Origin of the sequence: Methanosarcina acetivorans C2A, assembly GCF_000007345.1 — an archaeon.
Lineage (GTDB): Archaea > Halobacteriota > Methanosarcinia > Methanosarcinales > Methanosarcinaceae > Methanosarcina > Methanosarcina acetivorans.
Genome location: NC_003552.1, coordinates 3,022,226 through 3,041,954, shown reverse-complemented (window position 1 = coordinate 3,041,954; position 19,729 = coordinate 3,022,226). Strand labels below are relative to the sequence as shown.

20 protein-coding genes and 2 tRNA genes are annotated in these 19,729 nt (G+C 45.2%); 16 read left to right on the top strand and 6 right to left on the bottom strand.

Going from position 1 to position 19,729, the window contains the following annotated elements; all coding sequences use genetic code 11:
- The first annotated feature begins 177 nt into the window (after positions 1-177).
- Positions 178-993, top strand: coding sequence for a DEAD/DEAH box helicase family protein (locus MA_RS12740; RefSeq protein ID WP_011022422.1), 816 nt, complete (start codon positions 178-180; stop codon positions 991-993).
- 26 nt (positions 994-1,019) lie between these two features.
- Here MA_RS12740 and MA_RS12735 read toward each other — a convergent pair.
- Together MA_RS12735 and cutA are read right to left on the bottom strand one after the other, a co-directional pair.
- Positions 1,020-1,102, bottom strand: a tRNA-Leu gene (locus MA_RS12735).
- Between the two features lie 172 nt (positions 1,103-1,274).
- Positions 1,275-1,580 (bottom strand): divalent-cation tolerance protein CutA, encoded by a 306-nt coding sequence (cutA, locus tag MA_RS12730; protein WP_011022421.1) that lies wholly within the window; start codon positions 1,578-1,580, stop codon positions 1,275-1,277.
- Between the two features lie 651 nt (positions 1,581-2,231).
- On the opposite strand from cutA, the gene MA_RS12725 reads away from it, so the two are divergent.
- Positions 2,232-4,055: a site-2 protease family protein gene (locus tag MA_RS12725; protein WP_011022420.1), complete on the top strand. Its 1,824-nt coding sequence runs from the start codon at positions 2,232-2,234 to the stop codon at positions 4,053-4,055.
- 71 nt (positions 4,056-4,126) lie between these two features.
- On the opposite strand, the gene MA_RS28660 is transcribed toward MA_RS12725, so the two are convergent.
- On the bottom strand, positions 4,127-4,357 hold the full coding sequence (locus MA_RS28660; protein WP_157860216.1) for a hypothetical protein: 231 nt from the start codon (positions 4,355-4,357) through the stop codon (positions 4,127-4,129).
- A 777-nt stretch (positions 4,358-5,134) separates the two neighbouring features.
- Here MA_RS28660 and MA_RS12715 point away from each other — a divergent pair.
- The 3 genes from MA_RS12715 (at position 5,135) to MA_RS12705 (ending at position 8,050) form a co-directional block, all read left to right on the top strand.
- Entirely contained in the window at positions 5,135-6,124 is a 990-nt protein-coding gene (locus tag MA_RS12715) for a potassium channel family protein (RefSeq protein WP_226990585.1), read from the top strand.
- Positions 6,125-6,190: 66 nt separating this feature from the next.
- A complete protein-coding gene (locus tag MA_RS12710; RefSeq protein ID WP_011022418.1) occupies positions 6,191-6,868 on the top strand; it encodes a potassium channel family protein in 678 nt (225 codons plus the stop codon).
- Positions 6,869-7,324: 456 nt separating this feature from the next.
- Entirely contained in the window at positions 7,325-8,050 is a 726-nt protein-coding gene (locus MA_RS12705; protein WP_011022417.1) for an RAD55 family ATPase, read from the top strand.
- 558 nt (positions 8,051-8,608) lie between these two features.
- On the opposite strand, the gene MA_RS12700 is transcribed toward MA_RS12705, so the two are convergent.
- Positions 8,609-9,463, bottom strand: a complete 855-nt coding sequence (locus MA_RS12700) for a response regulator (protein WP_226990584.1) — start codon at positions 9,461-9,463, stop codon at positions 8,609-8,611.
- On the bottom strand, positions 9,456-10,178 hold the full coding sequence (locus tag MA_RS12695; protein ID WP_011022415.1) for an ATPase domain-containing protein: 723 nt from the start codon (positions 10,176-10,178) through the stop codon (positions 9,456-9,458). The genes MA_RS12700 and MA_RS12695 overlap by 8 nt, the downstream gene beginning before the upstream one ends.
- A gap of 532 nt (positions 10,179-10,710) precedes the next feature.
- On the opposite strand from MA_RS12695, the gene MA_RS12690 reads away from it, so the two are divergent.
- Together MA_RS12690 and MA_RS12685 are read left to right on the top strand one after the other, a co-directional pair.
- Positions 10,711-10,804: transfer RNA gene (locus MA_RS12690), tRNA-Arg, on the top strand.
- 185 nt (positions 10,805-10,989) lie between these two features.
- Complete coding sequence (locus tag MA_RS12685; protein ID WP_011022414.1) at positions 10,990-11,499, top strand: GNAT family N-acetyltransferase; 510 nt, start codon at positions 10,990-10,992, stop codon at positions 11,497-11,499.
- A 158-nt stretch (positions 11,500-11,657) separates the two neighbouring features.
- Here the strand turns inward: MA_RS12685 and MA_RS12680 are convergent, their stop codons facing one another.
- A complete protein-coding gene (locus MA_RS12680) occupies positions 11,658-12,146 on the bottom strand; it encodes a DUF1269 domain-containing protein (protein WP_048065405.1) in 489 nt (162 codons plus the stop codon).
- A 575-nt stretch (positions 12,147-12,721) separates the two neighbouring features.
- On the opposite strand from MA_RS12680, the gene atpD reads away from it, so the two are divergent.
- Genes atpD through MA_RS12635 form a run of 9 tightly spaced genes read left to right on the top strand, consistent with a single transcriptional unit; the run spans position 12,722 to position 19,705 of the window.
- Entirely contained in the window at positions 12,722-14,155 is a 1,434-nt protein-coding gene (gene atpD / locus MA_RS12675) for a F0F1 ATP synthase subunit beta (RefSeq protein ID WP_048065404.1), read from the top strand.
- Positions 14,152-14,556 carry a F0F1 ATP synthase subunit epsilon gene (locus MA_RS12670; RefSeq protein ID WP_011022411.1) on the top strand — a complete coding sequence of 135 codons (405 nt, stop codon included), beginning with the start codon at positions 14,152-14,154 and terminating at the stop codon, positions 14,554-14,556. Before atpD ends, MA_RS12670 begins: the two co-directional genes overlap by 4 nt.
- Positions 14,549-14,887, top strand: coding sequence for an AtpZ/AtpI family protein (locus MA_RS12665; protein ID WP_011022410.1), 339 nt, complete (start codon positions 14,549-14,551; stop codon positions 14,885-14,887). The genes MA_RS12670 and MA_RS12665 overlap by 8 nt, the downstream gene beginning before the upstream one ends.
- The gene (locus tag MA_RS12660) at positions 14,880-15,194 is read left to right on the top strand and encodes an ATP synthase subunit I (protein ID WP_011022409.1); all 315 of its coding nucleotides are present in this window, start codon (positions 14,880-14,882) and stop codon (positions 15,192-15,194) included. The genes MA_RS12665 and MA_RS12660 overlap by 8 nt, the downstream gene beginning before the upstream one ends.
- Complete coding sequence (locus MA_RS12655; RefSeq protein WP_011022408.1) at positions 15,184-15,873, top strand: F0F1 ATP synthase subunit A; 690 nt, start codon at positions 15,184-15,186, stop codon at positions 15,871-15,873. The genes MA_RS12660 and MA_RS12655 overlap by 11 nt, the downstream gene beginning before the upstream one ends.
- Positions 15,874-15,911: 38 nt before the next feature.
- Positions 15,912-16,187, top strand: a complete 276-nt coding sequence (locus tag MA_RS12650) for a F0F1 ATP synthase subunit C (RefSeq protein ID WP_011022407.1) — start codon at positions 15,912-15,914, stop codon at positions 16,185-16,187.
- A gap of 20 nt (positions 16,188-16,207) precedes the next feature.
- A complete protein-coding gene (locus tag MA_RS12645; RefSeq protein WP_011022406.1) occupies positions 16,208-17,197 on the top strand; it encodes an ATP synthase subunit B in 990 nt (329 codons plus the stop codon).
- 13 nt (positions 17,198-17,210) lie between these two features.
- Positions 17,211-18,812 (top strand): alternate F1F0 ATPase, F1 subunit alpha, encoded by a 1,602-nt coding sequence (locus MA_RS12640; protein WP_011022405.1) that lies wholly within the window; start codon positions 17,211-17,213, stop codon positions 18,810-18,812.
- Positions 18,809-19,705, top strand: coding sequence for a F0F1 ATP synthase subunit gamma (locus MA_RS12635; protein ID WP_011022404.1), 897 nt, complete (start codon positions 18,809-18,811; stop codon positions 19,703-19,705). The genes MA_RS12640 and MA_RS12635 overlap by 4 nt, the downstream gene beginning before the upstream one ends.
- Positions 19,706-19,729: the final 24 nt, after the last annotated feature.

The window sequence follows — 19,729 nt, the reverse complement described above, 5'->3', positions numbered from 1 at the left end:
GGAACATGCAAGAATTCTCAACGCCAGTACCCTCAACGCCAGTACCTCAACAAATATCATAATAAAAACCCAAAATTTATAGAAAAAGAAAACCTTTTCCTGACACATCGTTATTTGACTCTGAAGAAAAAACAATAAAAAGCGCCGGAAAAAGATTCAATGAACTAAAAACAGGGAATGGTTTGTGCCCTGGAAGACAATCGACGGGAAAAGGTTGCGGATTTTAAGGTAACGCCTATGGAAATCCTGCTCCGGGGGATGTGCAGGCCGGAAATCCTCCTTGACCTTGTCAGGCACTTTATCGTTTTTGAGGATGACCGGGGAAAGGTTATAAAGAAACTTGCCCGGTATCACCAGTACCATGCAGTGAACAGGGATGTGAAGAAAACAAAGATTGCTTCTATGCCCGGAGGAGACCGAAAATGCGGGGTTGTCTGGCATACGCAGGAGTCGGGAAAGAGCCTTTCAATGGTCTTTTATACGGGAAAACTGGCACTTGAACTTGACAACCCTACCATTGTCGTGTTTACGGACAGAAACGACCTTGACGGGCAGCTCTTCGAGAACTTTGCCTGCTACAGCGAAGTCCTGCGCCAGCAGCCGGCGCAGGCTGAAACCAGGGCTTACCTGCGGGAACTCCTTGCTGTTGCCTCGGGAAGGATTGTATTTACTACGATCCAGAAGTTCTCTCCCGAAGTAGAAGAGGACCAGTTTCCTACCCTTTCGGAAAGGAGAAATATTATTGTAATTGCTGACAAAGTCCACCGTAGCCAGTATGGGTTTGATGCAAAGATCCGGGAAAGGGAAGTGGAGGATGAAAAGGTTGCGGAAATCTCATACGGCTTTGCAAAAACATGTGAGAGATGCTCTCCCGAATGCATCTTGATCTTAATCCGAATTGGCAAATTCTCATTTATGGCGTATCTTTTCGATTGCCATAACTCCTATAGAAAAGCAATTATTCGAGAAACTTTGAACCGAAATTTGGATTAAAAAATAAGAAATAATAATGAATTATGTGCGGGAGAAGGGATTCGAACCCCTGAACGTCTGCACGAACAGATCTTGAGTCTGCCACCGTTGACCGCTTGGTTACTCCCGCGCTTTTTGAAATCCAATTAGGTAAAGTTATAACTAACATATAAAGCTAATCCTGAAAAGAAGCTCATCCTGCTAATTTTTGAGTCAGAGAATGGGCGCCGAGATTTTTATCTCATTTTTCCGGTTTCAGACTTTCCGGTTCCGGGCTCAGGCTGTGGGCTCGTCAGTTTTTCTCACGAGCTGTTTACATGGACCCAGTCGAGGTACTCCTGCTCGCCTTCGATTTCCCAGAATTCGATTGCAGGCAGGTCGTAGGTATGAAGAGATTTTACGGCTTTGATAATTTCGTCAAGGCGGGAGGAGTCAGTTTTAACAAGCAGGGCTATCTCGTTCTGCTCTTCTACCTGCTCGTTCCACCTGTAGATTGAAAATATCGGAAACATGCTCACGCAGGCCGCAAGCCTTCTTGAAACCAGCTCTCTTGCGATCTCGGATGCATTTGTCATATCTCCGGCTGTAATGTAGACGATTCCAAGCATGAAACAGGCACCTCACACAAAGTTATTTAACAACAATTGCCACAATAATACAGGATATTATTATTCGCATAATTATTATCTATTCCCTTTGATTCTGAAAAATACACATTTAAACCCGAGCTTTTCGGACTAACCGAAAGCCGTTATTCCATACGGATTTTTATATAATTATGATGTATTATATAATGCCTTTTTCGAGACAAAGGTTTTCGAAAAAGAAATAATTCAAAACTGGATCTCATGTTATCTAAAGAAGAACTAAAACGCTTTTATAATAAGATCGACTACGGGATTAACAGCATTAATTAATTGAATGCATGCCTGCTTTCCCGTATTCACCGCTTAAAACAACAACTTGAAGCTTGTAAAGGACGTCTAGAGGTTGCTGGCGTCAACTTCTTTATGGAAGGCATGTTCTATATACAGTTGTAATTGCTTAACAGTTTAATCGACCAATTGATCAACAGTTATGCCGATGGTAAAAATCCCTATTGCCTACGGTAAAATCCCTACTGCCAATGGTAAAATCCCTACTGCCAATGGTAAAATCCCTACCTTTAATTTTATATCTATCACATTAATATCTCACATTCAATCTCTCATAATCCAAACCCTATGATTGGTTCAGCTTAATAATTTCGGAGAATTTCCTTGAGTGGCACAAGCATTATACTGGGTATTTTTTTAATATACTGGTTCCTTATTTCTGCTCTTGACAGAAAAGGAATTCTGGAAAAGTATAACATAAGCACTTTCGGGCCTCTTCCTATCCTTATGATCAGGACAACAAAAGGGCTTAAGCTACTGGATGTACTTGCCCGACCGAAACGTTACTGGAGAGTTTTTGCAAACATCGGGATCCTGATGATGTTTGTCGGCATGATTGCCATGTTCCTGGTCATTGCTGTTTCGGATCTTGCACTTTATACTTCATTTCTGAACGACAGCGTGCCAGAGCCTGGAAAGTATAACGCCCCCAGGAATATCCTTTTGATCCCCGGAGTAAACGAGTTTATTCCCTTCACCTGGGGTGTGATCGCCCTCATAGTTACGCTTATAGTCCACGAGTTTTCCCATGCAATCCTCTGCCGGGTTGAAAACATCAGGGTCAAATCCATGGGAATCCTGCTTGCTCTTGTTCCTATTGGGGGTTTTGCGGAACCTGATGACGAGCAGCTTTTCGGCAAAAAAGAAGAAGTAAAAAAAGAGCTGCCGCTAACGGCAACAATTGAGGAAATTGAAGAGTGGGAACAGCGGCAAAAAGAAGAAAAAGAAAAACAGCTAAAAGAAATGAAAAACGGGAAAACCGATGTTTCTGGACCAGAAGCAAAGCCTGAGTCGGCAGTAATTGCCACAAGGACTCAGAGAGCCCGCATCCTTGCTGCCGGAGTTATGGCTAATTTCTGCGTTGCTTTCATAGCTCTCCTGCTCTTTTTCGGACCCGTGCTGGGGGCGATTGCTCCTCTCAGTGATGCCATGATCGTGGGCATAAACGAAAGTTCCCCAGCTCAGCTTGCAGGGCTTCAGGAAGACATGATAATTACACAGGTCAATGACACGCCCGTCTCAACAGGCATGGACTTTCTCTCCTATCTCGAGAACGTCGAACCCGGAGACACTCTGCATGTCCATGCCTCAAAAGACGGGGTCGTTTCAGTTTATGACCTGAAGGCGCCTTCCTCATCGGAGGAATGTTTCAGTGGAGTGCCTATAGGAGGGGTTGTGGAAGGAAGCCCTGCAGAAGCTGCAGGAATCGAGCCCGGAATGACAATGCTCCGGATTAACGATACAAGAATGCGAAGCATTGCAAGTTTCATTGACTTCATGGAAGGAACAGAGGCAAACCAGACCATAGAAGTAGAGATGCTCCCCTCTGCAAATTATACGGGAGAACTTACTGAAAACGGCACTGCTGTCTTTGAGGTCGAGCTAATTTCCAATCCTTCGGGAGGTGAAAACGGTTTCCTTGGAGTGATTTACGGAAGCAACGGAGTACTTGAGTGCCAGATGCTTGGGGTTTCCATCTGGATGCCCCAGTCCGAATCCTATCTTGAGGCACTGAAGCAGATTCCTTCCTTCCTTAACCAGCCCGTGGGCTGGATCATCCTTTTCGGGCTTCCTATCTACGGGTTTGCAGGGGAAGGCTTCCGCGGCTTTTCAGGCACAATCGCTCAGTTCTATCAGCCTGTTGGCTGGGCAGAGCCTCTAGGAGTCGGAATTTTCTGGATTGCAAACTCCCTGCTCTGGATTGGCTGGCTGAACTTTTACGTAGGCCTGTTCAACTGCCTGCCTGCCGTCCCTCTCGACGGTGGCCATGTGTTCAGGGACTATACTTACTCCCTTATCTACCGGTTTACAAGGAATGAAGCAGTTTCGGAAAGGGTTTCAAACTCCATCACGGCAAGCTTCTCCATGCTGATCTTGCTCTCGTTCCTCTTCATGATATTCGGCCCTTTCATCGGGCAGTGGATGTAATAGTCTGAACCGGGAACAGTGAAAACGGGACAGCTCAAAATGAACAAAATCTGAATGAAAACAACTGCAAATTAAGCAGCAGGTAAATTTGAATAATTCGGAAATCCGAAAATCGGGAACTTAAAGTCTCTTTCCCGTTTTTTCGCTTCTTTTTTAGTTCCGGTGGTTTTTGATCGATCAGTTATTTTTAATTCAGGATATCCAGCGATCGAATCCCTCAGTTTTCTCTCCCTTCGCCGCGCTGGTTCCGGACCGGCCTTCCCTCTATAAAAGATAAATAGTAATCTAAAAAGATCGTGCAATTGAAAGAAATAAGGAAATTGGAAAAACACCTCATGACTAAAGGAATTCATTCCTTAACCCTGAAAACCGTTTCTGAATTGTGTAAGCATAATGCCTCCACCAGCCTATCTGGCGACTCTTCATAAAAAGAAGAAAATTAATGGAAGGAAAGTATAGTAGGACTATACGCACTTGAAATAAAAAAATCAGGCACATGCGAGCTCATCAACATTATTCTAGTTTATACAGTTAAGTCTTTCTCGCTCGTGGTTTTAAATTCAACTGCGTAAGTCCTATATAGGATATTTGAAAATGCAGCAAAAAGCAGACACAAATTACATTTGCCTTTTCTCTTCTTCTTATTTGTAGGAAAACCGCTCTCCTGCGTCGAGCGGGACAAGAACGACAGGCACAGCGAATACTGTTGTACGGATCAGATGGATCTATGGATTTGGCCGCTTGAGCGAAGCCCAGCCTCTAAGCTATCAAGTAGTCCGCTTGAGCGAAGCTCATTTCTTCCCACAAATAGTCTGCTTAAGCGAAGCTCCTGATTTTATCTGCAAATTAGTCTGCTTGAGCGGAGCGAAACAGACAGCGCACTGCAGAGCCGCAACTCTGCTGGCACAACTCTGCTGGCACAACTCGGCCAAAACATAAGATATTAATAAAGAGTATAGAGATATTAATAAAGATTATAGGTTTTTTACCTGGTTCAGCAGTAAAAATAAGGCAGGGCGCAAAAAATGTTTTCTTTTGTGAAAAAAAAGCCGAGTCGCAGATCAAAGTTTCGAAAAATCATGCGCAAAAGGCCCAATCTGGCATACAAGCTTGCAGCTTTGCTCCTGCTCATTATTTATATTCTGCTTTTTAAATATATTATGATTTTTGAAAACCAGCCGGAAAATGCAAACGCTGTTACAGCTATTTATTGGGCTACCACTACCATTGCAACGGTAGGGTACGGTGATGTAGTCTTTGCCTCGCTGCTGGGAAGACTCTTCTCCATAGTCGTCCAGGTCACGGGAATTATTCTGATTTCAGGTTTTCTTGCGACTTATGTTATCACCCCCTGGATGGACAGAATTATCAAATTCAGGCTGCCCAGGAAAGTCCCTTCCAGCATGAAAGACCATATCATCATCTGCGGGTATAACCAGCTGGTTGAGACCCTTATTGACGAACTGGCAGAGCAGGAAATAACTTTCATAATAATCGAGGACGAGGAAGACGTAATTAAAGAACTTGTTTACAGGGACATCCCCTGCATTTTCGGGACTCTGAGTGATAAGCAGACTCTTCTCAATGGGAATATTGAAAAAGCCAGGATACTTATAGCCAACAAGTCGGATGAGAGGAATGCAAACATCGTGCTGACTGCCCGAGAGTTTCAGCACCTTAGTATTGTAGCCATCGTTGAGGATAGGTCAAACTCAAAATACCTGAAATACGCCGGTGCAGACATGGTTGTATCACCCAAATCAATGTTCGGGCAGTTTATCGGTAGAAAAGCTATGGATAGGCTTGTAAGCCGGGTGACAGGAACCACTGAAATCTTCAAAGGGGTGCATGTCACGGAATTTCCGGTTTACATCAAGAGCCCGCTGATAGGCAAAACCCTTAAGGAGGTATCCAGCCAGCGGCTGACCGGCGCAAGAATTGTTGGAATCTGGAAAAGCGGGGCTCTTTCTTTTAACCCTAAAGAAGATGATGTTATTCGGGGCAACTCCGTCCTGCTGGCTGTGGGAACGCCGGAAGAGCTTGCAAAACTGAAGAAACTTACACATTGAATTTTATGGCACATTCGTTTGTGACACAACAGTCAAAATTTATTTAAAAACTCTCAGGGATTAACGATGGAGTCAAAAGGGCATCTTGTAATACTCGGGTACGGAGACGTTGGAAAGAGCATTGTGAGTGAACTCTCTGGAGGACCGTTCCGCTTCGTAGTTGTGGACTCCAACGAGAAGGTTTTTGAGAATGTGGTATTCGAACATCTCGTGGGCAATGGGGCGGATGAGGAGGTTATAGTCGCAGCCGGAGTAAAAACCGCATCCTTTGTGTTTGTGGCCCTGAATGATGATACCAATGTTATTTTCGCAACCCTTATTTGCAGGGGGCTTAACCCTGAAGCTACCATCGTGGCAAGGGCAAACTCTGTAAAATCCATTGATAAGATTTATAAGGCAGGAGCGGACTATGTTGGGTCTCTTTCCATAGTTGCAGGCCAGTTGCTGGCCAAAATGAGTGCAAACTGTATCGGGAAAGTCTGCAGGATCGATGAAGATATAATGCTTTACGAGGGCATAGAAATCGAAAAGCACCACATCGAGAAAGGCTCTTACCTTGACAAAAAATCAATAGAAGAACTGGACCTCGAAAGAAAGATCGGGTGCACTGTAATAGGTATTGAGCGCGGAGGACTTGTCAGCACCGCCATTAACAAACAGACCGTACTCAGGGCAGGGGATATAGTAGCAGTAGTTGGAAGCAGCAAGCAGATCACGGAGTTTAAGGAGAAATATCTTGATTAATTGCCGGTAAATCAGCACAACTAAAAGTCCGGTTTTTAAAAATTCTTGTTCTTATCTGTTCCTGTTTTTTCAGTTATTTATTTAAGGGCTTTATTTGGTTTCTGTACTTTCAGTTCCTGTGATTTGAACTGTTTACTCTTATTTGTGATTTTGTAAAACTCTGTTTGCTTTTGTAACCATCTGCTACTCTGTTTGCTTTTGTAACCATCTGTGACTCCATTCGCTTTTGTAACCACCTGTAACTTTATTTGCTTTTGTAACTACCTTTCCCTGCAATTTTTTGAGGCATTTTTTCTAATAACTTAATTTAGTTTTTCAGGAATAGATGTATTGGGGAAAATATAATCTGTTAAAACACATACTTATTTTTTATAGTAAGTACGTGATTTACTTAATCAAATTAATGAGAAGTTATTTTCGCTTTAAAAAACTTATCGCGCTTAGAGATGTGATAGCATGGAGAGTTTGTCTACCGGAGTAGAAGGGTTGGATTTACTGACAGATGGAGGGTATCCTAAAGGAAAAAGTATTCTGGTTACCGGGCCCCCAGGTTCGGGTAAAACCATCCTTGGGCTTCATTTCCTTCACAGGAGCTGCCAGGAAGGCGAAAAATGCATACTTGTTCTTACCAGAGAACTTACCGCAGATATCCTCACTCAGGCCCGTAGCTTCAAGCTTAATCTGGAGCCTTTCCTTGAAAACGGTCAGCTCCACATAAGGAATATCTTCGAAGACAAGATGAACAAGATAAAAAGCGTTTCAAAATTCGGAAAAGGGCTCTGCGCCGTGGATACGGACATAATCGAATATCTGAGCTCAATGTCATCGGAAGCCGACGTTGTGGTCATTGACAACATCGGAGTAATGGCAATAAATCATGATATAAAGGAGTTTGCCGATGAATTCAGCTCAATAAGCATTATCCTCCTGAAAAATGGATGTACAAGCCTCTTTGTCATGGACGAGGACTCTTACCACCTGACCCACAGGCTTACAGGTTATATGGTTTTCGGGCTGATAAGGCTAACAACACAGGAAAATTACAGTTCGGGAAAAACAAAGCAATATCTCTACATTGAGAAAATGAGAAATACACCGGTGCCGGTCAAATATTCCCTCTTTGACATTACTCCACAGGGAATAAGAATCATCTCAGGTATGAAAAACTCCCGACATTTCTGACAGGTTTTTGAAACAAAAAAGTGAGCTTTTGAGGCAGCGGAAATAAGGATATATGAGGCAGGAGCTTCTTTCTTTTCTCTCTATTTTTTTAGAGCCTGGAATTGATCGGTATTATTACTTACAGTTAAGGAAAAATTAATATTTTATTTTTAAATTAGTTTGCTCAGTTAATTTCAAGTTGATCTATAAACTGTAATTTTATTAATTGAAGGCTACAACTGTAATTAATTGAAGGTATAACAAACCGAATATATGATAAGTCAAAATATAATTGTCCGAAATATAATGGTCCGAAATATAAGAAAGTCTGGAAAATGAGGGTTAAAACCAATATAAAAATGAAATTCAGAAAGTATAGGAATTAAGGTTGGAATGATTGAACGAAATTCAGAAAGTATAGGAATTAAGGTTGGAATGATTGGACGAAATTCAGAAAGGATATGAATTAAAGTTGGAATGGTTGAGCTAAATTCAGAAAGGATAGAAATTAAAGTTGGAATGATTGAGCTAAATTCAGAAAGGATAGAAATTAAGGTTGAAACGAATTGAATGAAGATATTATGCTGCTTTTATGATAAATTCGCAGCAGTCATTCCTGTTTCCTATGGTTTTCAGAGCTTCGAGACTGTAGCTTGAATCTACTTTCATAGTTATGTTTGAAAAGATCTTTCTGGTAAGCGTGCAGAGGATGGGGTTTTTGCGGGCTTCTTCTCCTTTCCAGGGGCATTTTGTTCCTTTGACTATCCAGCGTTTTTCGTTTTCACCCATGGTCGCGGAAAAGGTTCCTCCCAGCTGGTTCATTATGTCAGCGCAGACAGTTCCTGCATAAGCCAGGTCCATCTCCTTATCATTAAAATTGTACATTTCAAGAAGTGTTTTTTCGACCATGCCTGTCATCTGATTTATTATGACCTTTTTTTCTTCGTTTGAGACAAACTGGAGCAGGGTCGGAATTACAGCTGTAAGGATGCTCTGTACCCGGTTCTTTATTTCCAGGCTGTCACGGTCGGCAACCAGTCTGTCGTGAAGGCATTTGACTCTGAGGAGGGATTTTACTCTGGTCTTGAGTTCGAGTCTGTTTATGGGCTTTGTAAGGAAATCATCGGCTCCTACCTCAATCCCTCTTATCCTGTCTTCAAGTTCCGAAAGGGCCGTAAGCATCAGGACCGGAATGAATTGGGTTTCGGGATTTCCTTTGAGAATTTTGCAGACCTCATAACCGTTGACTTCAGGCATCATGACATCCAGAAGGATAATATCCGGCTTTTCTTCCTTTACTTTCTGAAATGCCTCTTTTCCCCCGTAGGCAGTGATTACATCATAAGGTTCCACGGCAAGGTAGGCTTCCATGAGTTCTACATTTTCCTTCTTGTCGTCTACGATCAGGACTTTGGGTTTGTTTTTCTCATTCAATAAAGCTTCCTCCATCTGGTTCATGAATCTTGATTCCTTCGGATGCTATCTCAAAAATCGACATATCCGGTGAAATAGGAGTACTGCGCATCTTGGGTATGCACAGATAACGCTCCATTTTTCCAAGATATGCGTTCTCTTTTACCAGGAGGCGTATAGAGCCGTAGACTGAGTATTCGGCAAGCTGGTGAGTCAGGTTGTATGCCGACTCGTCCATAATTAAGAGAGTAGTACAGCCTTTCTTTCTCACGAGATAGGCCAGTCCGTCAAACTGGTCTCTTAGCTTTTTCTTGGAAACTCTCAGGGCAAAAGTGCCCAGGTTATCTATTACAAGGCATTCTGTTCCTTCACGTATGAATTCCATAAGGTTAGGAAGTTCAATGTCCAGGCTTTCGGGTTTAAACCCATACCTTGTCTGTCCTATACTTTCCGAACGGCTCTCGAATATGTTTTCTATGGTGAGCTGCCCGCTTTCATAGTACGGTTTAAGGTCATGCCCCAGCATTTGCGCCTGGTAGAGGATATCTTCAGGAGTTTCTTCGGTTGCGATCATCAGGCATTTTCTTCCCTCAACACAGCTCCTGTAAATGAAATGGATTCCAAAGATAGTTTTTCCACTCCCTGCCACCCCTGTTATCAGGATTGCTTTGTTCACAGGATAACCCCCGATCAATTTCCTGTCAAGCTCTTCTATGCCTGTTGAAACCCTCTCCATTTTTATATACCTTCATTCTTCTGTGTATTTTGCCCTGTTTTCCCCACGCTGCCGAAGACGTTGTATTGGTTGCACAATATGTTATAAGTTACAGAAAATTCTCAAATAATCTCAACAGTTTTCCAACTTAAAAAATATATTCATTATTTGTTTATAGCCTGAGATGTAGTAATTCTCGGTTTAATTTTACTGATACAGATTTTGGCATGTCCTGTTTCTGCATTTCAATACTGATAATGATATGATGCCGAAAATTACTTTTTACATATTAAAAGAACTTTTGTAATATAAAAGTTATGTATGCGGTATATTTCCTTTTTGTTTCGGGAATATTTCTTTAACTTTGGCTTACTTTGAGCCCTAAATTTTCCCATTATTTTCATTCAATATAACTTTTTATTTACACTGTTCAACTTCTCAAATATTTTCCTCAAAGATCTACTTTTGAACCTGCTCTTCTTTTCTGTCCTCTTTTCTTAATTCTGAGAGAAACCTTTAATATGGATAGTTACAATCACTACTGCGGCACCGCGGGCTCGTGGGGTAGCCAGGATATCCTAATGGGCTTCGAAGTAAGATTCTTACGAAGATACCCATTGACTCGTGTTCGAATCGCGGCGGGCCCGTTAATCTACTTTTGACCCGATTCCTTTAATTTTGACATGAACTTATTATCATTTCCTGACTGAACTCACTTTCAAGAAATTATCTATGTGTTTTACAATCTTCCCGGAATTACATGTAAAAGTGTTTATCCTTAGAATTTTTTTCAAAAAAGAGGATCCCCGGAACTACAAAAAGAGGTCCATGGATGGAAAAGAAACCCGGCCTTGCACTGAAGACAAAATGGATTGATGGAAAAAACTCTGATGAGCTGGAAGATGCTTTTTACGTCCGCAGGGAAGTTTTCATAAAAGAACAAAACATTTCCGAAGCAGAGGAACTTGACGAAGCTGATCTTAGCTCCCGACATATAGTTGTATATGCATCTGACAGACCGGTTGCCACAGGCAGGTTTTTTAGTAATGAAAAAACCTGGCTTATCGGGAGGATTTCCGTCCTGAAGGAATGCAGGGGAAAGCAGATCGGCAAACTCGTTGTGGAAAAGCTTCTGGAAAAAGCTGTTGAACTTGAGGCAGGAGCTGTCCACATTCACGCACAGACCCATGCTGTAAGCTTTTATGAAAAGTTTGGGTTTGTTGCTTATAGGGAAACTTTTCTTGAAGCTAACATAGAGCATATCTCAATGATAAAAATTTTTGATGCTGAGACTGCTAGAAGTTTGTTGAGCAAGAGGATTGTTGAGCAAGAAGATTATTGAAAAAGAGGATTATTGAAAAAAAGGATTAATGACATTATTATCTTAAATCGAAAAGAGCGTATTTTCAATAATGTCGATGTCTCCGAGGGCCTCATTTATTGCTGTATTCTTCTGGCAGATACAGAACAGGAGACAACGATTTTCATATTATTACCCGATCATTCGCCTGCACCAAAAGCTGCTTTAAGCTTTAGTTCATCTTCTTTTGAGAGGGATGTTCTCACTATTGTTGCATTGAATTTGTTCAGTTTTTCAAGAGCTTTGTCTTCCGTCCATTTTGAAATCAAAAGAAAAAGGGCAGATCCACCCGGTTTAATGGTTTCACCCACTTCTTTGATGAAGTCATCGTTGATTCCATAATCGTAAAGTTTGCTGGTGATTGCACCGGCAACAGCACCAACTGCCAGCCCGAGCCAGGGCATCCAGAAAAAGAGTCCTATCAGCATGCCCCAAAATGCTCCCCCTAACACACCCGCACCAACGAGGTTTGTTGCTTGTTTAACCTTTATTTTACCGTCAGGTTTGCGAACAACAGTGGCAGCATCATCAAGAACTATCAACTCTTCCTTTTTAAGCTGGTTTATAGCTTCATCCATTTCAGACGCGCCGGTCTCATTCGGAAACGCAAAAACAATTAACTCACTCATGTTCCAAATCTCCTTTTGTTCACTCAATTGGTAGTTCAAAATTCGAGATTCAAATAATCAAATGTCGAGTTTTATAAAGAGACCCCAATAATTAACGGGTTAAAACAATATTTAACTTCTCGCAAGTGAGCAAAGTTTCTTTGAGAAGCTTTTTTTAAAAATAAAAAAATCCTTAAGTCAGTTTCTTCGCTAAGATCAAAATGAAAAATAGGACAAAGTCAAGTTAATATAATTTGATGATACATTGCTTTATGGGGAAGAGAAAACAAAGCAAAAAGCAATTCTTTAGAAAAATGATGTTACAGAAAAGTAAGGTTATTGGGCAGTAAGGTTAATGGGCAGTTTAGTCAGTTCCTTTACCAGAGGTATTAATTGAAAAAAATCATTCAATTGAAAAACAAGTTCATTCTGTTTTCTCTTCGGTGTTCTGCGCTTATTATATTTTTTGGGGAACTAAATCGGATGTGGATTTTCAAAATAAACGTTCATATTACCCGATAACTTTCAGAGTTCACGAGTAACATCCATGTAAAAAGAAATGGGCACTTCCAAAAGTGAAAAGGTGCGATGCAATCATGAGAGGAGTTGTCAAGGAGCAGATAGAAAATAAAAATAACTATTCTAACCTCGGCTCGGTTGTCTCGGTGCGTGGCAGTATTGTTGATATAAGGTTTGAGAAGTATTTGCCTCCCATATACTCATTGCTACGCGCAGGAAAAGGTGGAAGAATTGCCATTGAAGTTCTGACCCAGCTTGATTCGCATCGCGTTCGTGGGATTGCACTGACTCCTACGGAAGGGCTTTCCCGGGGCACGTTGGTAGAAGATACGGGTGGACCGTTGAAGGCCCCTGTAGGCAGGGGAATTCTTTCTCGCATGTTCGACGTGTTTGGAAATCCCATAGATCACAGAGCTCCCCCATCAAACGTCCGGTGGCGCACAATCCATCAAGCTCCGCCCCCCCTTATACGTCGGTCAACGCGATCTGAAATCTTCGAGACCGGAATAAAAGTCATAGATGTACTGGTGCCCCTTGAACGCGGAGGCAAAGCGGGCCTGTTCGGAGGGGCGGGGGTTGGCAAAACAGTGCTCCTAACCGAAATGATTCACAATGTGGTCAGGCAGCAAAAGGGAGTGAGTATTTTTTGTGGAATAGGGGAGCGTTGTCGTGAAGGGGAAGAGCTTTACCGTGACATGAAAGAAGCAGGTGTGCTTCCGAATACGGTTATGGTGTTCGGTCAGATGAACGAACCCCCAGGCGCACGTTTTCGAGTGGGGCATGTGGCACTTACAATGGCAGAGTATTTCCGGGATGATGAACACCGCGATGTACTCTTGCTTATCGACAACATTTTTCGGTTCATCCAGGCTGGCTCGGAAGTATCCGGCCTGATGGGGCAGATGCCCTCGCGGCTTGGCTATCAGCCGACAATGGGTACTGAGTTATCGGAGCTGGAAGAGCGCATATCCAATACCGATGCCGGAGCCATTATGTCAATTCAGGCGGTATATGTGCCGGCTGATGATTTCACAGACCCTGCAGCTGTGCATACGTTTTCGCACCTTTCGGCATCAATTGTCCTCTCGCGCAAAAGGGCAAGTGAGGGGCTTTATCCGGCTATTGACCCCCTGCAGTCAAATTCAAAAATGTCCACGCCCGGGATCATTGGCGAAAGGCATTATCGCCTGGCCCAGGAAATCCGGCAGACGCTCGCGCAATATGCAGAACTCAAAGATATTATCTCCATGCTTGGCCTGGAACAGCTCTCACAGGAGGACAGAAACGTTGTCGCTCGCGCTCGCCGCCTGGAGCGCTTCCTCACTCAGCCATTTTTTACAACCGAGCAGTTCACCGGTTTTAAAGGCAAATTCGTCACTCTCTCGGATGCGCTTGACGGCTGCGAACGTATACTGCTCGACGAATTTAAAGACTACCCGGAAAGCGATCTCTACATGATCGGGACAATTGACGAAGCAATAGCCAAAAAATCAAGCAGGGACCAGACATGAATTCTCCACTCATGAATCTCAAGATTCTTCTGCCGTTCCAGGTCTTTGCCGAAAAGAAAGGGGTATCCCGCATAGTTGCAGAGACTCGTGAAGGTTCTTTCGGACTCCTGCCACACCGGCTCGATTGTGTTGCGGCTCTGGAACCCGGGATTTTTATCTATGAAACCGAAGCAGAAGGAGAAGTTTATGTGGCTGTTGATGAAGGCATACTGATCAAGGCAGGTAAGGACGTACTGGTTTCGGTGCGAAGCGCCATTGTCGGGACTGACCTCAGCCAGTTAAGGGAGGCAGTGGAAAGAGAGTTTTTAACTCTGGACGAAAGCGAGAAAAAAATACGTTCAGTGATGACAAAATTGGAAATCGGGCTTATGCGCCGCTTAGCGGAGTTTCGGAATGACTGACAGATCGAAAGAAAAACCCTCAAAGGCCGACCCTCCCCTAGCCCGCCATGTCGGGAGAAAAGCTGAACGCAAACTCAAAGCGCAACGTGACGTGAATCGGACTGTCTGGCTCGGTCTGGGTATGATGGGGCTTATCGGCTGGTCTGTGGCGATTCCCACGCTGCTTGGGGCGGCCCTTGGGCTCTGGCTGGACAAAAATTATCCAGCTAGCTTTTCCTGGACGCTTACGATGCTAATTATCGGCCTGCTTGCAGGCTGCTTGAATGCATGGCACTGGATAGCCAGGGAGCATAAGGAAATGCAAGAGGAACAGGAGGATAACAATGAGTGAAGTTTTCAATCTGATCTCGGCTCTGGTGGCTGGCTTTTTACTCGGGGCTTTTTTCTTCGGCGGCCTCTGGTGGACTGTTCGGAAGGGCCTTTTATCCGGACAACCTGCACTCTGGTTCTTCGGCAGTCTGCTGCTGCGGACTGGCATTGCTGTTGCTGGATTTTATTTTGCTTCAGGCGGACACTGGGATAGGCTGCTCATGTGCTTACTTGGATTTTTTATCATGCGCCGTATAGTGACCAGGCTCACCAGAGCCCCGGAAGAAGAGTCGAACCAATTGGCAAAGGAGGCCGGGCATGCGACTTAGTCCTGATGAGCTGATTTTCTGGCAGTACGGCTTTATCAAACTCAACGCTACGATTGTGTATACCTGGGGACTGATGCTGGTAATGGTAGTCGGCTCAAAAATTATTACAGACAAACTTTCCCCTGATCTGCAACGTTCCCGCTGGCAGAATATGCTGGAAATCATTGTCACGGGTATTTTAAAACAAATCGAAGATGTTGGGCTGGAGCGGCCGCAGAAGTATCTGGGCTTTCTGGGCACGCTCTTTCTGTTTATTGCCGTAGCAAATCTCTGCATCATTATTCCGGGCTATGAACCTCCAACAGGCTCTCTATCTACCACGGCTGCGCTCGCACTATGCGTATTTGTGGCCGTACCAATTTTCGGTATAGAAGAGCAGGGGCTTGGTAGCTATCTCAGGTCGTACACGGAACCTACGATCCTCATGCTGCCGTTTAATATCATCAGCGAACTCTCCCGCACGCTGGCCCTGGCAATCCGTCTGTTCGGGAATATTATGAGCGGGTCTATGATCATCGCCATCCTGCTGACAATAGCCCCTTTCATTTTTCCGATAATAATGACTGCTCTCGGCTTGCTCATCGGCATGGTCCAGGCTTACATTTTCAGTGTCCTGGCAACGGTTTACATTACCGCCGCCACGCGAACCGGCAAGTCCAGACGTGAAACCGGAGAATAAGAATTGAAACAATAACTCTAACAACGGAAGGAGACACCATGACTCTTGATACTTATACGACTATAATTGCGGTGGCATCAATTGCCACCTCCGGCTTAACGATAGGCATTGGAGTTCTCGGACCTGCAATTGGGGAAGGAAGGGCTGTTGCAACGGCTCTAAGTTCGCTGGCACAGCAACCCGATGCTTCCGCAACCATTACCAGGACCCTTTTCGTGGGCCTGGCTATGATAGAGTCCCTGTCTATCTATTGTTTCGTGGTCTCGATGATTTTGATCTTCGCCAACCCGTTCTGGAATACAGCAACTGTCTGAGCTGCAGAGGAACACCGTCTATGCTGATCGATTGGTTCACTGTCATTGCCCAGGTGCTTAACTTCCTCATACTGGTGTGGTTGCTGAAGCGCTTCCTTTACAAACCTATTCTCAACGCCATCGATGAGCGTGAGAAGAGGGTCGCAGCCGAGCTTGCAGATGCCGATGCGAAAGAGGCAGAAGCGCAAAAAGAGAAAGAAGAGTTCAAGCAGAAGAACGAGGAGTTCGACCAGCAGCGTGCTGCGCTCCTGAGCAGGGCAAAGGATGAAGCGAAATCCGAACGTCAGCGGCTTCTCGAAGAAGCCCGGAAAGAAGCCTCCGATTTGAGGGCAAAACAGCAAGAGGCTTTGAGAAATGATAAACAGAACTTAAACCGGGCAATCAGCCGGCGGGCTCAGCAGGAAGTATTTGCCATTGCTCGAAAGGCGCTGCAGGACCTGGCTGGAACGGATCTGGAAGAACGCACAGTTGACATGTTTGCCAAAAAGCTGCGCGAACTTGAAGGTAAAGAGAAAGAGCAGCTGGTCTCTGTGCTTGCCCTGGCTTCAAGCCCGGTGCTTGTTCGCACTGCATTCGATCTTCCGCAGGCGCAGCGTGAACTGATAAAAAAGACGATCAAGGAGACTCTTGGCATCGAGGTTCAAGTCTGTTTCGAGACCGTACCGGATCTTGTCAGTGGTATTGAGTTAACCGCAAACGGGCAAAAAGTGGCCTGGAGCATCGCAGGTTATCTCTCATCGCTGGAAGAAGGCATCGATGAGCTCCTGCAAGAGCAACCCCGGAGTGAGGCCCGGACCGAACCTGTGCTTAAACAGGGCGAAACGGAGTCGAAATCCGAACCCAAAGCCACAGCCAGGCCTGAGTCAACATCTGATGTATCTGAACCTGAACAGAAAGCTGAGCCTGAACAGGAATCTGAGTCTGAACAGGAATCTGAGTCTGAACAGGAATCTGAGCCTGGACAGAAAGCTGAGACTAAAATAGTCAATCCCGCACCGGAGCCCGAATAACGAGTCGATTACCATGGAACCTGAAAGACTAAAGGATGTTTTTAACAACGCTTTTAATGAAATAAACCAGGTGCGTAAATCATCCACTCCGACTCTCACTCCGCGGGAGGTGGGCACCATCCTGACAGTCTCCACAGACATAGCCAATGTCTCCGGCCTTCCCGGTGTGGGTTACGAGGAAATTGTCAAGTTCCCGGGCGATGTGTTCGGGATTGCGTTTAATGTGGACGAAAAAGAAGTCGGGGTCATTCTACTGGGCGAATACTCGCATCTGCATGCGGGGGATGAAGTCGAACGCACAGGCCGGGTTATGGACGTTTCAGTAGGCGAAAGTCTGCTCGGGCGCGTTATTGACCCTCTTGGTAGGCCACTCGATGGTAAAGGCCCGGTAATCTCCGGTAAGCGCCTGCCGATCGAGCGCTCCAGCGCGCCAATCATGGATCGTGCTCCGGTTACAGTGCCTCTTCAGACAGGGATCAAAGTAATTGATGCGTTAATACCAATCGGACGCGGCCAGCGAGAGTTGATTCTGGGCGACCGTCAGACAGGTAAAACTGCAATTGCAATCGATACTATCCTTAACCAGCGCGATTATAATGTCCTGTGCGTTTATTGCGCAATCGGTCAGCGCGCATCGGCAGTTGCCAGGGCAGTAGCAACCCTGCGTGAAAAGGGTGCAATGGATTACACTGTTGTTGTCGTGACCGAAGGCAATGATCCGTCCGGGCTGACATATATTGCTCCTTACGCCGCAACCAGCATTGCAGAATATTTTATGGAAGCGGGCCGGGACGTGCTGATTGTTTACGACGATCTAACTAATCATGCACGCGCCTATCGCGAACTTTCCCTCCTGCTTCGCCGTCCTCCGGGGCGTGAAGCATATCCCGGGGATATCTTTTACATTCACTCACGGTTACTGGAGCGTGCAACCCACCTGCTCGGGGAACTCGGGGGTGGTTCCCTTACAGCTCTTCCTATTATCGAGACCGAAGCCCAGAATATTTCCGCCTATATTCCGACTAACCTTATTTCGATCACAGACGGACAGATCTATCTTTCGCCTTCGCTTTTCGAACTGGGCGTACTGCCTGCAGTTGATGTCGGGAAGTCCGTTTCCCGAGTAGGGGGAAAAGCACAGCTTGCTGTTTACCGCGAAGTGGCCGGTGCCCTGAAGCTTGCCTATTCACAGTTTGAAGAACTCGAAGCGTTTACCCGGTTTGGCGCCAGACTGGATGAAAACACCCGCAAGATTATCGAGCATGGGCGAAGGATCCGTGCCCTTCTCAAACAGCCGGAATTTTCTCCTGTGCCCGTACCTGAACAAATCGTCATCCTGCTTGCGCTGGATGCAAAACTCTTTGACAGCGTGCCGCTTGACCGGATAATAGACGCCGAACATTCCCTGCGTGCGGCGGTCGCGGATATCCCGGCGGAAGTACGTGAGCGGTTCAATGCCGATGCAGAATTGAGTGACAGGGACCGTGAAATAATTCTTGAGATTGCACGCAAAGCACTGGAACGCTTCCGGCCTGAGTCCAAACCTGTTACTATTACTAAGCCGGAAGTCAAAACCGAAGCCAAATCCATGCAGGAAACTAAGGAGAACGTATGAGCGAAACCACGGAAAGCCTGCGCAAAAAGATTGATAGAGCAAACGAGCTTCAATCGGTCGTCCGCACGATGAAGACCCTGGCGGCCTCGAATATTGGACAATACGAGAAATCGGTGAGTGCTCTGTCAGACTACTATCGTACAGTGGAAATGGGATTGGAGGTGTGCTTTCGGGAAATTGCACTTTCCTTTCCTGCAGAGCGGCCAGGGCAGAAGAATTCCGGTTATGTTGCTGCGGTCGTGTTCGGTTCGGATCAGGGGCTTGTGGGCCAGTTCAATGATATTATAGCTGATTACGCAGTCAAGAAACTGGCGGCTTTGCCGGACAAAGCTCGGGTCTGGGCTGTCGGGGAACGTGTTTATTCGCGCCTGATAGATGCGGGTTTGCCCCTGATCGGACTCTTTACAGTCCCGAATTCCGTCAAAGGCATTACTCCGCTCATAGGGCAGATTCTTGTGGAGAACGAAAAATTCCGCAACCAGGATGAAAACGCTGAACTTTACCTGTTTTACAACCGCCATAAAACCCGAGCTACCTACGAGCCTGTCAGTCAGCGCCTGCTGCCCCTGGACGAGACCTGGCGGCGCGATCTGGCTAAAAATCCCTGGCCAACAAAGAACCTGCCTGAGGTAATGGGAGATAGCACGGAGACTTTGAGGGCTCTCATCCGGGAATATCTTTTCGTTTCTCTTTTCCGAGCATGTGCCGAGTCCCTTGCGAGCGAAAACGCAAGCCGCCTGGCTGCGATGCAGCGTGCTGACAAAAATATCGATGAATTGCTGGAAGATTTCAGCGGTTCATTTTATCGCCTGCGCCAGAGTGGAATTGACGAAGAACTGTTTGAAGTCATCGCCGGCTTTGAAGCGCTGTCCCGATCTCGTAGCCCCGACTGAAGGGAAGATTTCAGGTATCATTAC